The organism is Thermosynechococcus sp. NK55a (assembly GCF_000505665.1).
Taxonomy (GTDB): Bacteria; Cyanobacteriota; Cyanobacteriia; order Thermosynechococcales; family Thermosynechococcaceae; genus Thermosynechococcus.
The window spans coordinates 393,447-410,917 of sequence record NC_023033.1 but is presented as its reverse complement, the minus strand read 5'-3'; the positions used below and the strand labels follow the sequence as shown (position 1 = coordinate 410,917).

12 protein-coding genes are annotated in these 17,471 nt (G+C 54.0%); 6 read left to right on the top strand and 6 right to left on the bottom strand.

Annotated elements, in window-relative coordinates:
- Nucleotides 1-82: 82 nt before the first annotated feature.
- Entirely contained in the window at nucleotides 83-784 is a 702-nt protein-coding gene (locus NK55_RS02010) for a YggS family pyridoxal phosphate-dependent enzyme (protein ID WP_041428957.1), read from the bottom strand.
- A 117-nt stretch (nucleotides 785-901) separates the two neighbouring features.
- Between NK55_RS02010 and NK55_RS02005 the strand changes: the two genes are divergently transcribed.
- Nucleotides 902-2,287 (top strand): hypothetical protein, encoded by a 1,386-nt coding sequence (locus NK55_RS02005; protein WP_200865509.1) that lies wholly within the window; start codon nucleotides 902-904, stop codon nucleotides 2,285-2,287.
- Nucleotides 2,288-2,394: 107 nt separating this feature from the next.
- Here the strand turns inward: NK55_RS02005 and NK55_RS02000 are convergent, their stop codons facing one another.
- A complete protein-coding gene (locus NK55_RS02000) occupies nucleotides 2,395-3,573 on the bottom strand; it encodes a DNA double-strand break repair nuclease NurA (RefSeq protein WP_024124170.1) in 1,179 nt (392 codons plus the stop codon).
- 115 nt (nucleotides 3,574-3,688) lie between these two features.
- On the opposite strand from NK55_RS02000, the gene dxr reads away from it, so the two are divergent.
- Together dxr and NK55_RS01990 are read left to right on the top strand one after the other, a co-directional pair.
- The gene (gene dxr / locus NK55_RS01995; RefSeq protein ID WP_024124169.1) at nucleotides 3,689-4,876 is read left to right on the top strand and encodes a 1-deoxy-D-xylulose-5-phosphate reductoisomerase; all 1,188 of its coding nucleotides are present in this window, start codon (nucleotides 3,689-3,691) and stop codon (nucleotides 4,874-4,876) included.
- A gap of 41 nt (nucleotides 4,877-4,917) precedes the next feature.
- A complete protein-coding gene (locus NK55_RS01990) occupies nucleotides 4,918-6,126 on the top strand; it encodes a 4-hydroxy-3-methylbut-2-enyl diphosphate reductase (RefSeq protein ID WP_024124168.1) in 1,209 nt (402 codons plus the stop codon).
- Here the strand turns inward: NK55_RS01990 and rlmB are convergent.
- The 4 genes from rlmB to sat form a co-directional block, all read right to left on the bottom strand.
- Complete coding sequence (gene rlmB / locus NK55_RS01985; protein WP_024124167.1) at nucleotides 6,123-7,010, bottom strand: 23S rRNA (guanosine(2251)-2'-O)-methyltransferase RlmB; 888 nt, start codon at nucleotides 7,008-7,010, stop codon at nucleotides 6,123-6,125. The two genes, NK55_RS01990 and rlmB, sit on opposite strands and share 4 nt — an antisense overlap.
- Nucleotides 7,011-7,037: 27 nt before the next feature.
- Entirely contained in the window at nucleotides 7,038-8,357 is a 1,320-nt protein-coding gene (locus tag NK55_RS12295) for an META domain-containing protein (protein ID WP_024124166.1), read from the bottom strand.
- A 77-nt stretch (nucleotides 8,358-8,434) separates the two neighbouring features.
- A complete protein-coding gene (locus NK55_RS01975; RefSeq protein WP_024124165.1) occupies nucleotides 8,435-9,994 on the bottom strand; it encodes a glycoside hydrolase family 3 N-terminal domain-containing protein in 1,560 nt (519 codons plus the stop codon).
- Between the two features lie 1,254 nt (nucleotides 9,995-11,248).
- Nucleotides 11,249-12,445 carry a sulfate adenylyltransferase gene (sat, locus tag NK55_RS01965; RefSeq protein ID WP_024124164.1) on the bottom strand — a complete coding sequence of 399 codons (1,197 nt, stop codon included), beginning with the start codon at nucleotides 12,443-12,445 and terminating at the stop codon, nucleotides 11,249-11,251.
- Nucleotides 12,446-12,511: 66 nt separating this feature from the next.
- On the opposite strand from sat, the gene NK55_RS01960 reads away from it, so the two are divergent.
- From NK55_RS01960 to NK55_RS01950, 3 genes are all read left to right on the top strand, one after another.
- The gene (locus NK55_RS01960; RefSeq protein ID WP_051372757.1) at nucleotides 12,512-13,438 is read left to right on the top strand and encodes an alpha/beta fold hydrolase; all 927 of its coding nucleotides are present in this window, start codon (nucleotides 12,512-12,514) and stop codon (nucleotides 13,436-13,438) included.
- A 55-nt stretch (nucleotides 13,439-13,493) separates the two neighbouring features.
- Nucleotides 13,494-14,924, top strand: coding sequence for a sodium/glutamate symporter (locus NK55_RS01955; protein ID WP_024124162.1), 1,431 nt, complete (start codon nucleotides 13,494-13,496; stop codon nucleotides 14,922-14,924).
- A gap of 82 nt (nucleotides 14,925-15,006) precedes the next feature.
- The gene (locus NK55_RS01950; protein WP_024124161.1) at nucleotides 15,007-17,433 is read left to right on the top strand and encodes a sucrose synthase; all 2,427 of its coding nucleotides are present in this window, start codon (nucleotides 15,007-15,009) and stop codon (nucleotides 17,431-17,433) included.
- The last annotated feature ends 38 nt before the right edge of the window (nucleotides 17,434-17,471 follow it).

Below are 17,471 nucleotides of genomic sequence, written 5' to 3'. Positions count from 1 at the left end.
TGATGGCCTTGAGCTTTGATCGCCGGGCAGTTTTCTTTTTCACCACTGGAGACGATTTCAGAACCAATCCCTTGCAAGGGCATTACTCCTGCCGAATTGCTAACGCCGATTGGCGATCGCCAAAAATAGCCGTACCAATGCGCACCATCGTTGCGCCGGCCTGCACCGCCAGGGGATAGTCTTGGGTCATCCCCATCGAATACTCCTGCCACTGGAGCTGCTGCCATGGCTTTGTGCTCAGTTCCTCACCCCAAGCCCGCAATTCCTGAAATACTTGCAACTGTTCTGAGGGGGCCAACCCCAAGGGCAGAATGGTCATCAGACCACAGCAGCACAGATGGGAGAGAGCATCCAGTTGGGGCAGGGCGGCCTCTAGCTCTGATTTTTCCCAGCCATATTTTTGGGGGTCGGGGCGGAGTTTTACCTGCAAGAGACAGCGGGGACTGGCTGCCCCCGTCTCCTTGAGGAGGGTATCGATCCGCTCGGCCAACTTCCAGCGGTCAACGGTGTGAATCCAATCAAAGAGTTGCAGCGCCTGCCGTACTTTATTTGTTTGCAAATGGCCAATCAGATGCCATGTAATGTCCGTGAGGTCAGCCAATTCAGCGCGTTTGCTGGCAGCTTCCTGCACGCGACTTTCGCCAAAATCCCGAATGCCGGCCTCATAGGCAGCACGAATCGCAGCCGCTGGCATAAACTTGCTGACGGCAATCAGGCGGACCTGGGGGGGCAGCGTTGATTTGAGGTGGCTGGCGCGATCGCGAATTTCAGCAGCGGATAACACAGGCAATGTCTGGGCAAGGATGCTTTTTGATCGTAAAACCCTGTTGCAAAAAGTGAAACCATGGCAGGATTGTCGGTCTCGTTGACTAGGCTAGGGGGTAGGATTCAGAACACTTCTATGGCTGTGCCCCTCAAGCTCTCCCTTGGCCTCATTGGTTTACTCGCTCTTGGCCCTCTTTTAGGGGGGGAGTTGCTCTCCCCAGGAAAAAACTGGCTGTCTGCCGCCCAAGGTCAACCCAATTGGGGCATTGAATCAGCCCCAACCCCATCCCCTCAACCCGACCCCCCACCGCGCGTTTCTGTGGCTGACTACGATCGCTACCACGAAGTGATTGAGCGCACCCGCAGCATGATCCACAACCCAGAGGCGCAGCGCCTTGCCCAGCAGTATGGCTTGAATATTCTTGACATCACCTGGGAAGACACGGCTCGCTACCACAACTCTGCTGTGGGTCCCAATATCAGCGATATGACAATTCAAATCCAGCAGTACAACCCACGCACCAAGGGGTATGAACTGAGTCTGATGCCAGTGATTCGCTTTCCCAACTTTAGCGATCGCACGGCCGATATTCCCCTCGAACGCTTCTTTATCTTTGTGGGCAATGAAAAGGGCCAGTCGCTCCAGCGGGTCAACCTCAAGGAATTCCTCGGTAACTTCCGCAACTATCTCCACAACCCGCGCTCGTGGGCGGGGAATGGGCGCTCCCTTTTGGCGGATCGCGATAGCCATGTGCTGGTGAGTGCCCAAGCCTGTTTCCTACCGATTCCACCCCAAGGGGAAGCCACCTTTAACCCCGTCCTCTTTAACTACCAGAGCTACGAAAAAAATCCAGCGGTTTTAGCAATTCTCGTCACCCGCCAAGGTACCAGTGCCACTGTCATTGACAATCAGCGGGATGCCTTTGCAGCCGGCCAAACCTGGGGACAGCGGTTATTTTTCAACAAGAATGGCGAACGGGCAAGTCTGGTGGGACAACGCGCCAGTGATTTTGGCGTCAGCAGCGGCGGTAGGGAAATGACCTCTGCCCAAGCGGAAGCCGCGGGGATGAATATGGTGATGCTGATCCAAGTGCCTCTGAAGCAGCCCCCGTGGCCACGACCGGCGATGCCCTTTTTCCCGATGGCCGCCCCCACTTTGATGAAAGCCGCACCCAGCGCTGGTCGCTCCAATGTAGAGGCGGCAGTAATTAGCTATGGCGCGGTGGAAGGCCCCTTCACTGAAATTGATAACCTGCCCATCGAGCGAGATCCCCGCTTCCCAATCCGTGTGACGGTGCAATTCTATAAGGCGACCGACAATGGCGTTGTCTCTGCTAAGGATATGCGCCACATCAAGGATCAAATTGCCAAGGTCTATAGCAATGCCGATTATGTCGGTAGCCTCGTCATCGATGGTGATACGGGTCGCCCCACGGAATACACAGGCAGCAAGCAGGAACCCCGCGGCTGGTGGGAAGACTTCTGGCAACGCCACCAACAAAACTACGGGTCAGACCCGTGAGGAAGCCCTAGAAATGTTCCGGCATTGCGGGGCAAAGACTGGCTGTTAAGGTCACAATGGGAATTGGAACAAGCACTAAAGGCGCTGCACTATTCACCCCCATAAAGCTAGCGCCGCTGCTGCTTACTCACCCATTTGCGGCTAAAGCGGAGTTCTATGCCTACGCCCTCTGCCCAGACTTGTAGTTGCTTGAGGAACGCCTGGCGATCGCTCCCCTGGAGAACGGCCACTTGATCGGCAACCTCAAGGGCATAGGGATAGCCCTGACCCGTAATCAGTTCGCCACAGAGCCAGCGAATCACCGCCTCCAGTAGTCCTGCTTCGTAGATCCACAGGGGGAGTTCAACACGTACCGGATAGCCTTGATGGGCCTTGAGGTAGCAAAAGCCAATACCCCTGGTCCAAGCCCCATAATTTTCAAGGATACCGCCGCGATCGCAGATAAACAGAGGGGAGCGATCGCCCCACTGGGTCAAAACAGTGTTCAAGAGTTGGGCATCGCAGAGGTGCGGGCTAGGGGGGAGGCGATCCAGATGTCCCAAGAGGGTCACTAAATCCCGGGCTTGGGAGCTATCAATGTAGGCCAGCAGTGGAATCCGTTGCTCCCAACTAGCCTCTAGGGTCTGGCAGAGAGCTGCCACATATCGCCCCTGCCATTGGGGGGTATAGGACTCCGCAAACGTGGCCACAAAAGAGCCATCAAACAGTAGCAACGCGGGTGCGGTTACCTCGGCCATGCGCTCCCGTAGCGTTTTTAATTCCAGTTCAAAACGGCGCAGGTGAATGTAGCGCTCGTGGAGGCGGTATGTTTGGGGTTGAGCCAGTTCTGTCTCTGCTTGGCGCAGTTCCGCTGGTGTGATCAGTTCAAGGGCAATTTCCTTGGCGTAGGGGCGATCGCGCCGATGGTGATTGAGGAACCAGCCCGCCTGTACCACACCCACGGGCAAAAATAGCTCCTCACTGGGAACCATCTGGGAGCCATCCACCGCAACAGTGGTGACCTCCATGAGTTGGGCCATTGCCCACCCCTGTGCTGCCTGCCGATGGGGCCACTGTACCCCCAAGGGAATGCACCACCCCTGATTCCAAGGTTCAATGGGACGTGCCCCCCAATGGGTAATCTGCGGATCAATGGCAGCGGTAACCTTGGGAATCGTTTGTTGCTGCCATCTCCCTAGGGCCTCTTGATAGGCCTGTCGCACCTCAGCAAAGGCAGTGTCATACCTGAGAAATTCATCCTTTTTATCATTCAGTTGCTGCAGCAGTTGGGAAAGGGGTAACACCATAACTGGGAAAGACTCAAGAAACGCCTGTTGCTATTCTCATCGGAATAGGTATGGGTTTGCCTTGTGTCCCCTCCTGCGGTAGATATTAAGGTGTCCACTGACCCTCCCAAAAATTGTGAAGGCACTCAATCTCCTTGGCTCCACCGGCTCCATTGGTACGCAAACCCTTGACATTGTTGCCCAATATCCCGATCGCTTTCGCGTGGTTGGCCTTGCTGCCGGGCGCAACCTGGAGCGACTGATTCCCCAAATTCGCCAATTTCAGCCGGAGATTGTCAGTATTGCCGATCCTGAACAATTGCCGGAGCTAGAGGCGGCATTGGCTGATCTGCCCCAAAAACCGCAACTAGTGGCTGGGGAAGCGGGTATTGCAGCGGTGGCCGCCTATGGAGATGCCGAAGTTGTCGTCACGGGCATTGTCGGCTGTGCCGGTCTGGTGCCGACGATCGCCGCCATTAAAGCGGGCAAAGATATTGCCCTAGCCAATAAGGAAACGCTAATTGCCGGTGGTCCTGTGGTCTTGCCGCTGCTTCAGGAGTACGGTGTCAAGCTGCTGCCTGCTGATTCTGAGCACTCCGCTATTTTTCAGTGTTTGCAGGGGGTGCCCGAAGGCGGACTGCGGAAAATCATTCTCACGGCCTCAGGAGGCGCCTTTCGCGATTGGCCAGTGGAGAAACTCGCCCAGGTGACGGTGGCCGATGCCCTCAAACATCCCAACTGGTCGATGGGGCCAAAAATTACCGTGGACTCGGCAACCTTGATGAATAAAGGCCTAGAGGTGATTGAGGCCCATTACCTCTTCGGCATGGACTACGACAATATCGAGATTGTCATCCATCCCCAAAGTATTATCCACTCCCTGATTGAGTTGCAGGATACCTCGGTGCTGGCGCAGTTGGGCTGGCCGGACATGCGCTTGCCCTTGTTATATGCCCTCGCTTGGCCCGAGCGCATCCCCACCAATTGGTCGCCCTTAGACTTAGTGAAGGCGGGGGATTTGACCTTCCGATCGCCCGATCACCAAAAGTATCCCTGTATGGGACTGGCCTATGCTGCTGGTCGTGCTGGGGGGGCCATGCCGGCAGTCCTCAACGCCGCCAATGAACAGGCGGTAGCCCTCTTTATTGCCGAGGCGATTTCGTTCCTTGAGATTCCCCGCCTCATTGAGATGGCCTGCGATCGCTACTCTGCTCAAAACATCACTAATCCCACCCTAGAGGATATTTTGGCCGCCGATCGCTGGGCGCGAGCAACAGTGCAGGAGTTAGCCCAGCGGGGCGTCAGCCCCATGGTTGCTCTCTAGAGTGTGTCAAAATACCATCAGATTGCCTCAGAGGAGAACCAATGGATACCCGCGCATTCAAGCGATCGCTACACAGTTCAGAAAACTACCACCGCAAAGGCTTTGGCCACGGCGAGGCAGTGAACCAGCAGCTCCAAGGGGAGTATCAAAGTTCTCTGATTCAGCAAATCCGCGCCAATGGCTATCGCTGGCAGCAGGGGGATGTGACGATTCGCTTAGCGGCAGCCTTTGGCTTTTGTTGGGGAGTTGAACGTGCCGTTGCCCTGGCCTATGAAACCCGCACCCACTTTCCTACAGAGCGCATTTGGATCACTAATGAAATTATCCATAACCCCTCCGTGAATGAGCGCCTACGGCAAATGGCCGTGGAATTTATCCCCCTTGTGAATGGGGTAAAGGACTTTAGTGAGGTGCGCCCGGGGGATGTGGTGATTTTGCCGGCCTTTGGTGCCAGTGTCCAAGAAATGCAATTGCTCAATGAGCGCGGCTGCACGATTGTGGATACCACCTGCCCATGGGTCTCGAAGGTGTGGCACAGTGTTGAGAAGCACAAAAAGGTAAGTTTCACCTCGATCATTCACGGTAAATACAACCACGAAGAAACCATTGCCACCAGTTCCTTTGCCGGCACGTATTTGATTGTGCTCAACCTAGAGGAAGCCCGCTATGTCTGCGATTACATCCTCCAGGGGGGCGATCGCGCCGCATTTATGGCCAAGTTTGCCAAGGCCTGTTCCCCTGGCTTTGACCCTGATCGCGATCTGGTGCGGGTCGGCATTGCCAACCAAACAACGATGCTCAAGGGGGAAACAGAGCAAATCGGCAAACTCTTTGAGCGTACGATGATCCAAAAATACGGGCCCGATCGCCTCAATGAGCACTTTATGAGCTTCAATACGATTTGCGATGCCACCCAAGAACGCCAAGATGCAATGCTCAGCTTGGTCAAGGAACCCTTGGATCTAATGGTGGTCATAGGTGGCTACAACTCCTCGAATACCACCCACCTGCAGGAAATTGCCATTGAGCATGGGATTCCCTCCTACCACATTGATTCTGCCGATCGCATTGGGCCGGGAAATCGCATTGAGCACAAGCCCCTGCATCAGAATCCCACCGTGGCTGAAAACTGGCTGCCCGATCGCCCGATCACGATTGGCATTACCTCCGGTGCCTCCACCCCCGATAAGGTGGTTGAGGAGGTTCTCAATAAAATTTTTGCCCTGCGGTCTGTGGCAACAGTGTCCTAGCCCTGGGGTCCCTGAGTCAAATCCCAAGCGGGCGATCGCTGACAACTGATCTCGTAGAGGGCAATCCCCACCGCCACTGAGGCATTGAGGCTACTGGTGCGCCCTGCCAAGGGAATGGCAACAATTTCGTCGCAATGCTTTTGCGTTTGCAGGCTAATCCCATCCCCTTCACTGCCAACCACAAAAACGGTGGGGCGATCAAAGGTGATTTTCGGTAGGGGCACAGCGCCGCGCTCCGAGAGGCCATAGATCCAATAGCCCGCTGCCTTCAGGGTTTCAAGGGCTTGGTTGAGGTTGATCACCCGTGCCACCGGTAAATACTCCAAGGCGCCTGCGGCTGCTTTGGCCACGGTTGCGGTAATACCCACTGCCCGTCGTTGGGGAATAATCACCCCCTGCATCCCTAGGGCCTCTGCAGTGCGGATCATGGCACCAAGATTTTGCGGATCCGTAATGCCATCAGCGGCCAATAGCACCGGTTGATTCACGGTTGCAGCCTTGGCCAACAGATCCTCAAGGGACCAATAGTTATAGGCAGCCACCTGAATGGCGATCCCCTGATGTCGTCCCCGCTGGCAGAGTTGATCGAGGCGCTCCGGAGTGACGGTATCAATAATTGCTCCCTGCTGTTTGGCTTCATTCAAGCGTTGATGAAAACGCGGATCGTAGCGCAGCGAAGGAATCACCCAAATACGGTTGCAGGGACGGCCACTTTCAAGGGCTGAGAGCACCGCATGGCGACCATAGAGGAGTTCGGGGGCATCCTCCACCGGGGCAGTTGGGGGTGCCTTCTGAATTGGTTTGGCTGGAGTGCGTCGCTGGGGGCGAGGAGGGCGGGTCGCTGTCGGGCGATTTTTTTTGCGGGGACGAGGTTTCTCGGTCATGAAGAATCACTCAATGGCAGATCTTCCCTAGGGTGTTCGCTGAAACATCGCAAGGGGGCGATCGCCATCATAGAACGTCAATGTATTTCCCTCAATGCGGTAGCGGTTCGTTTGCTCGAGGCTCTGCAAAAACGACATCTCTATCCTTTGTGCCCATGGACCCATACAGGCTCGCCGCGTTGTCGCAACTGCTGAAAACCGCAATTGCTGGGCATTGACGCTGTAGCCACTGGTAAAGTTATTACAGCCACTGAAACCTGTTGCTTGCTGGGCACTGGGATCAAACTCAATAAACACGGTATCCATGGGATTACGCGGTGGCAGCGGCGGATTCCCGAGGCGCTGAAGTTGCCAGCGGCCACTGAGGGGACTTGCAGTCGCACCCGCTTCAAAGGTCAACAATAGGCGATTACCCTCAAAAAGTTGCAGGGTATTTCCTTGAATACGGTAGCGGTTGGTGCGGTTGAGGCCCTGTAGCATCTGGGTTTCCACACTCTGAAGCTGTTCTTGGCCACAGTGACGTTGGCTGGTTGCTAAGGGGGCAAAAAGGAGACGTGGGCCGTTGGCGATGTAGCCACCATTAAAATGATTACAGCCAGTAAAGCCATTGGCACGGCGGTTGGCACCCTCAAACTCAATGAAGGCGGTATCCACTGGCACGGCTTCATTAGCGATGCGCCTGAGACGCCACCGCTGACCGCTAAGGCTGAGGTCCGGACCGCTGAGGCTCAGGTCGGGAGGGTGATTCCCCGTTGCTTGTGTGGAAACGACCACCGGCACTAAGCGCGGCAGAGGCAGTAGTCCCCCTTCAAGGCGATAGGTCACGGTACTGATGCGACTAGGGCAACAGAGGGGATCGTTGGGGTGATAGCGGGCAAAGTCTGCGGTGAAGGTGCCATCACTTTGGAACTTGACCTTGCCAAGGAACGAGCCATCGGCACGGGAATCCATGAGATTTGGCGACAATGTTCCCAAGTAACGTCCCCGGGCAAAAACAAAGGCCTGATACCCCATCGGGCGACACATACCATCAAAACTAGTATTACCAAGGATAATTTCCACATTCTGATGGCGAATGGGTGTGCCCACCAGATACCAGCCCCGCTGTTGGATCAGGCGATCGGCCATGGATTGAGGAGAACGCAGTGTGCTGCGACAGCGGTTCAACTCACCGGGATCTGGATTGCCCCGCGGGGGAATGTCTAGGAGAGGCAGGCTGGGATTCCAGTTACGCAGCGGTTGATCGAGCCAAGACTGGGGAGCTGCAAAACTCATGGGGGCGATCGCTAGGGTTGTGGCAACTGTGTAGAGAGTTGCCAAGCCAGCCACCGTAGGAAACTTTATCATGGCACCAAATCCTAGGGGGGTATCTCTAGGGACGTGAAAGCAGTATAGGGGTTTCCTATGGATTCCCTCACAAAAGATCAAGAAACCTTTAGTAAGTACGCCAGCGCCAGACCTTGGGCAATGCTGTAGTGTCCATAGCTAAAGACGCGGGGCACCTTGGGGTGAAGCCGCTGGGTTATCTCCTGGTAGGCATAGGGACTGCCATAAACCACCAGACCCGCCAGTTGATTTTGGGTTTGCAGTTGTTCGAGGGTGGCGATCGCTGGCGCACTTAAACCCGCTTTGCCTCGGAAAGGATTGCCGCGACTAAACACCTGCACTAAGGTCGGTGCCTTGGGCAAGGCCTCAATCATCGTCAGGGGTGTTTGCTGATCAACCACCAGTCGTTGGCTAAATCCCCAAGTGGGAGGCAGGGTGAGGGCTGGAGAGGTACGGCTCAAAAAACTCGCCTGTAGGGCATCATCCACAATCAGACAATTGACCCCAGAGGTCACTGCTGGCAAGGCGGGGCCGGCACGCTCAAGACTCTCCTGGGCAATAGTGGTGGCCACCTCAACTGCTGGTGTGGTTTGGAAATAGTCCAACTGCAATGCCAAGGGCTGAAGGCGATCCTTTGCAGCTTGGAGGCGGGCTACGGCAGCCTGAATGCGTTCAGAAGGAATCCGCCCTGACTCAACGGCAGCAACCACTGCTTCAATGGCTGCTGGGGGATCTGAGGGCATGAGCAAAATATCGGCACCGGCTTCTACAGCTTTGACGGCGGCTTCGGCGGTACCGTAGGCGTTGGCGATCGCCCCCATGACCAGGGCATCGGTGACAATTAGCCCCCTGAACCCCATCTGTTGGCGCAAAATTCCCGTGAGAATTGGGGGAGACAGGGTGGCGGGCCGCTCGGCATCCAAGGCAGGTAGGTGGACATGGGCACTCATGACAGCATCCACCCCTGCAGCAATGGCAGCAATAAAGGGCGGCCATTCAATGGCTTGCAGGCGATCGCGATCGTGGGGCATCACGGGTAGCTCCAAATGGGAATCCGTTGCCGTATCCCCATGGCCGGGAAAATGTTTTGCCGTTGTTAGCACTGGATGGGTACGTGCCCCTTGGATGAAAGCGGTTGCCAGAGCACTCACAATGTCTGGCTCCTCGCCAAAGGCACGCACATTAATCACTGGGTTCGCGGGATTGTTATTCACATCCACCACTGGGGCAAGCACCCAATTTAAGCCAATGGCTAAAGCCTCAGCTGCGGTGTGGGCTCCCATTGCCCTAGCCAGCTCAACCGCCCGTTGTGGATTCTTTTTGGCAATGGCTCCCAAAGCCGCTGGCGGCGGAAATTGCGTCGCACCACTGAAGCGTTGGCCGACCCCCTCCTCAATATCCGCTGCGAGTAATAGGGGAATCGTCGCCCAAGATTGAAGCTGCTGACAGCGTTCTGCCACTTCGACGGCACTGCCCCCCAAGAGAATCACCCCGCCTACTCCCCAGTCTTTAATCCAGTGTTTTAAGGTGTTTTGGGGCGGCTCCCAAGCGGGATACTGAATCTGGCGATCGTAGAGGTAGCCACTGGCTCGCACAACCACCATTTGCGCCACCTGCGAGCGCAGCGAAAGATCAGAAAGAGGGGGAAGAAATGTCATGGGTGGAATCTCATTGAGAACAGAATTTCACAAATCAATAACTTCCTTATTCAGGATATAAAAAATTGTCTCAAACTCTCTCAGGCAACGGGTCTGATTTTTTATACTAAAAGTACAGTCTTTAGAGTCCTTTTCTATGGATGGGCTGCAGGCGGGAAAACGATCTTCTCCTATAGGAGCTTTCCCGGTTGTGAGTGTGTTCCATGCATGGGAAAAGGGCTATACCTAATGGCCCGGAGACAAAGTCCGATCCCGTTGCTCCGGTAGAGCAAGTTTCGAGTTTTTCCTGCGGTGTTCATTCATTCAGCCACAGGCGGAAGCCTAAATCACTTTCTTTAGGAGTTGACCTATGTTAAGAGCAATACGGGAGAAACTGCAAAGTATGATGGTCTTTTTGATGGAGGCATTTGGACGCATCTTCACCCCGCGGAATGATCACTATCCTTCCACAGGAGCACAGCCCTTCACGGGGACACCCGCCCGTAAGAGCTAGTTACTGTCTTGCGCAAGCAGAACCCCTATAGAGACTTTACAGGTAAAAATAACCAGTATAGTTCTGCATCAGCTCCGCCATAGTGGCAAGGAGGGGGCGGGTGCAGTTTTTTATGAGCTGGGGGCGATCGCCCCAACTGTTAAAAGTAATGTTCGGTCGAAAATGTTCGGTCGAAAAATACCACCAAAAGGGCGCAACCACTAAATCTAACGGCATATTGCAGAATCAGTTAAGGAATATTTCAGATATTGAATTTTCAGTTAACATTTGAGGATTCCCAAAGGGCTATGCTAACTTAAAAGTAGGCACAGAAAGAAAGGTTAACGATAAGAGTGAACTTAAGGCTTGTGCCTCCCAGTCCTTGAGTTCAGGATAAAGCAAAGTTACTCCAAGATAAATCTCACTCCTGTCTTGCGGGTAACATCAAAATTAATCCTTTGAGCTTCACCGTTGTGTATTTGTCCTCTCGCTTTATCCAGCCTTATCGTTTGTGTGGTTACTGCCGAAGTCCCCATCCTGTGTCCATGGGAGTTAAGGCAAAGCTAGGTAACCTCCCAATATCCGAGGTCGTCAACGTTGACAGCAATTCAGTACCTAGTGTCCATGCTCCAAGCCTGATCGGTTAAGATCGCCGAGTGGGGTTTGAGTCGCCAGTTGAAACCACAAGTTGTCCACCTTAGTTGTTGAGTTACTCTATCGTCGTTGCTAACTTCTTAGGGGTCTTGCTGCCGTCAGCTTGACCCCCTCGTTTTATTTTTGGGCTATGGCGTGGGTTGCGGTTGTCGCATAGCGCGTGCCAGTTCTGCTGCAACTTCTGGCCGCGAAAACTCTGGAGGCGGCAATTCTCCTCGGCGCAGCATTTCCCGTACCTTAGTCCCTGAGAGGTGAATGCGCTCTTCAGGTTTGCTGGGACTCGTTTTACTGGTGGCCATCGACTGAGTGCGGGTGCAGTAGAAGGCGTGCTCAAACTTCAAGGGAATAATGCCCAAGGCCCCTGGATCAAATTCATCAAAGATATGTTGGGCATCGTAGGTGCCGTAGTAGTCTCCCACGCCAGCGTGGTCGCGACCAACGATGAAATGGGTACAGCCATAGTTTTTGCGGACGAGGGCATGGAAAATTGCCTCCCGTGGCCCTGCATAGCGCATGGCTGCCGGATTGATCGCTAGAATCACCCGATCTTTGGGAAAATAGTGGTCCAACACAATTTCATAGCAGCGCATCCGCACGTCCGCAGGAATGTCATCTTCCTTGGTGGCGCCCACAAGGGGATGCAAAAAGAGGCCATCAACGATTTCAAGGGCACATTTTTGAATATATTCATGGGCACGGTGGATCGGGTTGCGGGTCTGAAAACCAACGATCGTCCGCCAACCTTTTGCGCGGAAAAGGGCACGGGAATCCACTGGATCAATGCAATAGTTGGGAAATTGGGGATGGGGATGTCGCTCTAGGAGCCAAATCGGACCTGCAAGGTTGACTTCTCCCTGTTCATAGACCACCTTAACGCCGGGGTGTTTGTCATCTTCGGTGCGATAGACACAGCGAGCCTCACGGCGTTTGTCATAGGTATATTTTTCGGTGAGTTCAAGAATTCCCAAAAACTGACCCGCTGCATTATCTAGGCGAATGGTTTGGCCAATTTCCAGGGGAGCCGCCACCTCAGCACTGACAGAGAGGGTAATGGGAATTGACCAGGGCAACCCATTGGTAAGATACATTTCTTCGACAACTCGCTCATAGTCGGCCTGTCCCATAAATCCCGTCAGAGGGCTAAAGCCACCAATGGCAATGAGTTCCAAGTCAGAGACAGCTCGCTCATCGAGGGTCACGCGGGGCAATTGATCGGCGCGAGCAAGCCAAGCCTGTTTTTGTTCGGGGGACAGAATACGATTGACAAGGATACCGCCGTGGGGGGCGATCGCGTCCTTTGTTTGTACGGTTGCTGATGGACTCAAGGTCGAACTCCTTTTGGGTCTGGATGAATCTGTTGCAAAACTTCATAAGATAGAAGTCATTATTGGATGAATGGGTACAGGAGACAACTGGTGGAGCCCTATCGCTATGGCGTCCAGCGGGATTGGTGCTGGCGGGGCTGGCAGAGTCGCTATGGTTTTTGGCGACCTGCTTCCAAGGGGGATCGGGGGTCTCCCGTGATCTTGCTGCACGGCTTTGGGGCATCTCTAGGGCACTGGCGGTACAATTTGCGGCTGCTGGGAGAGCATCAGCCGACCTATGCCCTTGATTTGATGGGGTTCGGGGCAGCAGAAAAGCCCATTGCTGCCTATGGTGCTGAGTTTTGGGCGGCTCAGGTTCATGCCTTTTGGCAAGGAATTGTGGGGCAACCAGCAGTGATGGTTGGCAACTCCATTGGCGCCTTGATTGCTCTCACCTGCGCCTACCGCTACCCGCAGATGGCGGCGGGAGTGGTGATGTTGAGTCTGCCGGATCCAGCCCTGCGTGAAGAGTTGATTCCACGGGCGATCGCACCCCTTGTGGGGACAATTGAACAGATTTTTACCGCCCCTTGGCTGCTGCGCGCTCTGTTTTACACAATTCGCTGTCCTTTTATTGTCAAGCGCTGGGCCCAACTGGCCTACGCCAACCCCGCCTGTGTGGATGATGAATTGCTGGAAATTCTGCTTACCCCGGCCTACGACCGCCATAGCGATCGCGCCTTTGGGCAAATCATTCGCGCCATGAGCCGTCCAGACTTCGGACCCAGCGCCAAGAGGATGCTCAAGCGTGTGTCCCAACCCCTATTGCTGATTTGGGGAAAACAGGATCGCTTCATCCCCCCAATCCTTAGCCGGCAGTTTCAACAGGTCCAGCCAACACTGGAAGTGGTGGCGCTCGATCACAGCGGGCACTGCCCCCACGATGAACAGCCCGATCGCGTCAATGGCCTACTTTTGGATTGGTTGCGCCGCCACGAACTTTTGAGGGGTTGAGTCCTGCTGTTGCAGGCTCTATGATCACGGCAATCTTTAGGAGTTGGCATCGCAGATGTTTAGGCTAGTGACAGTTTTTTGGGCGTTTATTTTCATGGGTGTTTTGCTGCTGGGGGGGCGAATTGTGCGGCAGCGTTGGGCACTCATGAGATCCCTCTATATGCCCAGTTCAGTGATTGCGGGCATCTTGGGACTCATCCTTGGTCCTAGTGTGCTGGGGGCGATCGCCAGCCACATTGCTCCCGCCTCGGGTTTGGTCAATGGCCTTTTTGCCGAAGATATCCGTGAAGTTTGGAAGCAATCCCCGAGTATTTTCATCAACATTGTTTTCGCCTGTCTATTTTTAGGGGAGATCATCCCTAGCCCTCGGGAAATTTGGCAGAAAGCCTCACCGCAGGTCGCCTTTGGTCAGATTCTGGCTTGGGGGCAATATGTTGTGGGTTTATTGCTAACTTGGCTTGTTCTCACTCCCGTATTTGGCATGGATCCGATTGCTGGTGCCCTGATTGAGATCACCTTTGAGGGGGGACATGGAACTGCCGCTGGGATGGCCGATACCTTTAGGGAGTTAAACTTTAGTGCGGGTGCTGATATGGCCTTGGGCTTGGCGACGGTGGGTTTGGTCTCTGGGGTGGTTTTTGGGGTGGCACTGATTAACTGGGCACGGCGCACGGGACGCCTCCAGATCCAACCCTTGGCAGACTTCAAAGCTGAGGAGAATCCAGACCCCCATCCCCACGATGACGCAGAAACACGGCAGCGGCGCCAACAACTGCTGCGGGAGTTACTCATTGATCCTTTGTCATTAAATTTCTGTTTTGTCGGCTTGGCGATTCTTGTGGGCTGGGTGATTCTTGAGGCCCTGCGGCTCTTAGAGCGTGTCAGTTGGGGACACACGGGTTTGAAGCTCATGGCCTATGTGCCCCTATTTCCCTTGGCTCTCATCGGTGGCATTATTGTGCAGTTAATCTTGACCCGTTGGCGCAAACAGTACCTGATTAGCCGGCCACTGATTAACCACATTGGCGGTGTAGCTTTGGATGTGACGATTATTACCGCCCTGGCCACCCTCTCTTTAACGGCCATTGGTGAAAATCTCATCCCCTTTATCCTCTTGAGTTTGGGGGGAATTGGTTGGAATCTCTTTGTCATGCTCTATTTAGCGCCGCGAATTTTGCCCATATTCTGGTTTGAGCGTGGGATTGGTGACATGGGGCAATCAATGGGAGTGACATCTACTGGATTATTGCTGATTCGTATGGTAGACCCCCGCAATCAATCGGGGGCACTGGAAAGTTTTGCCTACAAGCAAATTCTCTTTGAGCCAATTGTCGGGGGTGGGTTGTTTACTGCTGCAGCACCGATTCTGATCCGCAATTTTGGCGTTGCACCGGTGCTGGGACTGACAAGTGGCCTATTGCTGTTGTGGTTGTGGTTTGGTTTTTGGAACTATGGCCAAATCCGGCGATCGCTGGTGCAAAATTGACCCTATTCAGGGAGAAACCTAGAATGGAAACGACCCAAGCCCCTGTGCCGTCTCAAGTAAAAGCCGTGTTCTGAGTTTGCCGATGACCTCTGTGCTCCTCAAATCCGTTGTTGAAAGTGATGAACGTGCCGATCTGCGCCAGTTTTCACGCATCCTGCAACTAGGAGAAAAAGGTTATCTCCTGCGCAATGATATTCTGGATGCCTTTGCAGATTACTGTCGCAATCAAGGGCGACCTGTCCCCCCACCCTCAGAGTCACGCCTCAGTAAGCTGGTGTTCTACACCCAAGAGATCATTGTTGACAACGAAAGTCTCTGCTGGATTATTCGGCCACGGATTGCGCAGCAGGAGGTGTGTCGGCTGCTGGTGGAGGATTTGACAATTGTGCCGATGACGATCCCGGAGCTATTGGATCTGCGCGATCGCCTTGTCAATCACTACCATCCCAACGAGGGGGATGTTTTTGAAATTGATGTTCAGCCTTTCTATGACTACTCGCCGATCATCCGCGATGCCAAGAATATCGGTAAGGGGGTGGAATTTCTCAATCGTTACTTATCTAGTAAGCTGTTCCAAGACCCGCGCCAGTGGCAGCAAAACCTTTTTAACTTTTTGCAAATTCACCGCTACAACGGCTATCAACTCCTGATTAATGAGCGGATTCGCTCTCCTCAACACCTCTCAGAACAGGTGAAACAAGCTCTTGTAACCCTAAGCGATCGCGCCCCCGCCGCGGCCTATAGTGAGTTTCGCTTTGAACTGCAAAATCTCGGCTTTGAACCGGGTTGGGGCAATACTGTCGCCCGGGTGCGGGACACCCTAGAAATTTTGGATCAACTCTTGGACTCTCCCGATCACCAAGTGCTGGAGGCCTTTGTCTCGCGGATTCCGATGCTCTTTCGCATTGCCCTGATTTCTCCCCACGGCTGGTTTGGCCAAGAGGGGGTGCTGGGGCGACCCGACACCGGTGGGCAGGTGGTCTATATCCTCGACCAAGTGAAAAGCCTTGAAAAACAAATGCGGGAGGATTTAGAACTGGCGGGGTTGGGGGTACTCGAGGCACGGCCTAAAATTATTGTGCTCACCCGTTTGATTCCCAACGCCGAAGGGACCCTGTGCAACCAACGCCTAGAGAAAATCTACGGCACCAATGATGCTTGGATCCTGCGGGTCCCCTTCCGGGAATTTAATCCTAAGGTGACGCAAAACTGGATTTCTCGCTTTGAAATCTGGCCCTATTTGGAAACCTTTGCCATTGATGCGGAGCGAGAGTTGCGAGCCGAGTTTGGCCATGTCCCCGACTTGATTATTGGCAACTATTCCGATGGCAACCTAGTGGCTTTCCTCTTGGCGCGGCGACTGAAGGTTACCCAGTGCAACATTGCCCATGCCCTCGAGAAATCGAAATACCTGTTTAGTAACCTCTACTGGCAGGACTTGGAGGATAAGTATCACTTCTCGCTGCAATTTACGGCGGATCTGATTGCCATGAATGCCGCCAACTTTATTATCAGCAGTACCTACCAAGAGATTGTGGGCACACCCGACAGCATCGGCCAGTACGAGTCCTATCAGTCCTTTACAATGCCCGATCTGTACCATGTGGTGAATGGCATTGAACTCTTTAGCCCGAAGTTTAATGTGGTGCCACCGGGGGTGAATGAACAAGTTTACTTTCCCTACTACCACTATACGGAGCGACTAGAGGGCGATCGCCAGCGGTTGGAGGAACTGCTCTTTACCCTTGAAGACCCGCAGCAGATCTATGGTTACTTAGAGGCTCCTGAAAAACGCCCCCTCTTTTCGATGGCACGGCTGGATCGGATTAAGAACCTCACCGGCCTAGCGGAAGCCTTTGGCCGCAGCAAAGCACTGCAGGAGCGCTGCAACTTAATTTTGGTGGCGGGCAAGTTACGCACCGCAGACTCCAGCGATCGCGAGGAAATTGCCGAGATTGAGAAGCTCTACCAAATCATCCATGAATACAATCTTCATGGCAAAATTCGCTGGCTAGGGATTCGTTTACCAAAAGCAGATTCGGGGGAAATTTATCGCATTATTGCCGATCGCCAAGGAATTTTTGTCCAGCCTGCTTTGTTTGAAGCCTTTGGCTTAACGATTCTGGAGGCAATGATCAGTGGTCTGCCCACCTTTGGTACGCGCTTTGGTGGCCCTCTGGAAATTATCCAAGATGGGGTGAATGGCTTTTATATCAACCCAACCCACTTAGAAGAAATGGCCGAAACCATCGTCCGCTTTCTGGAGGCTTGCGATCGCGATCCCCAGGAGTGGCAACGGATTTCCAAAGCCGGCATCGAGCGGGTCTATAGCACCTACACTTGGAAAATTCACTGCAGCCGCCTGCTCTCCCTTGCCAAGATCTATGGCTTCTGGAACTTCTCTTCTCAAGAAAACCGCGAAGATATGATGCGCTACATGGAAGCGCTGTTCCATCTACTCTATAAACCCCGCGCCCAAGCCCTACTGGCCGAGCACATGCAGCGGTGACACAGGCGAGTTACAGCAGCTAAGGTATTGGAGGATGC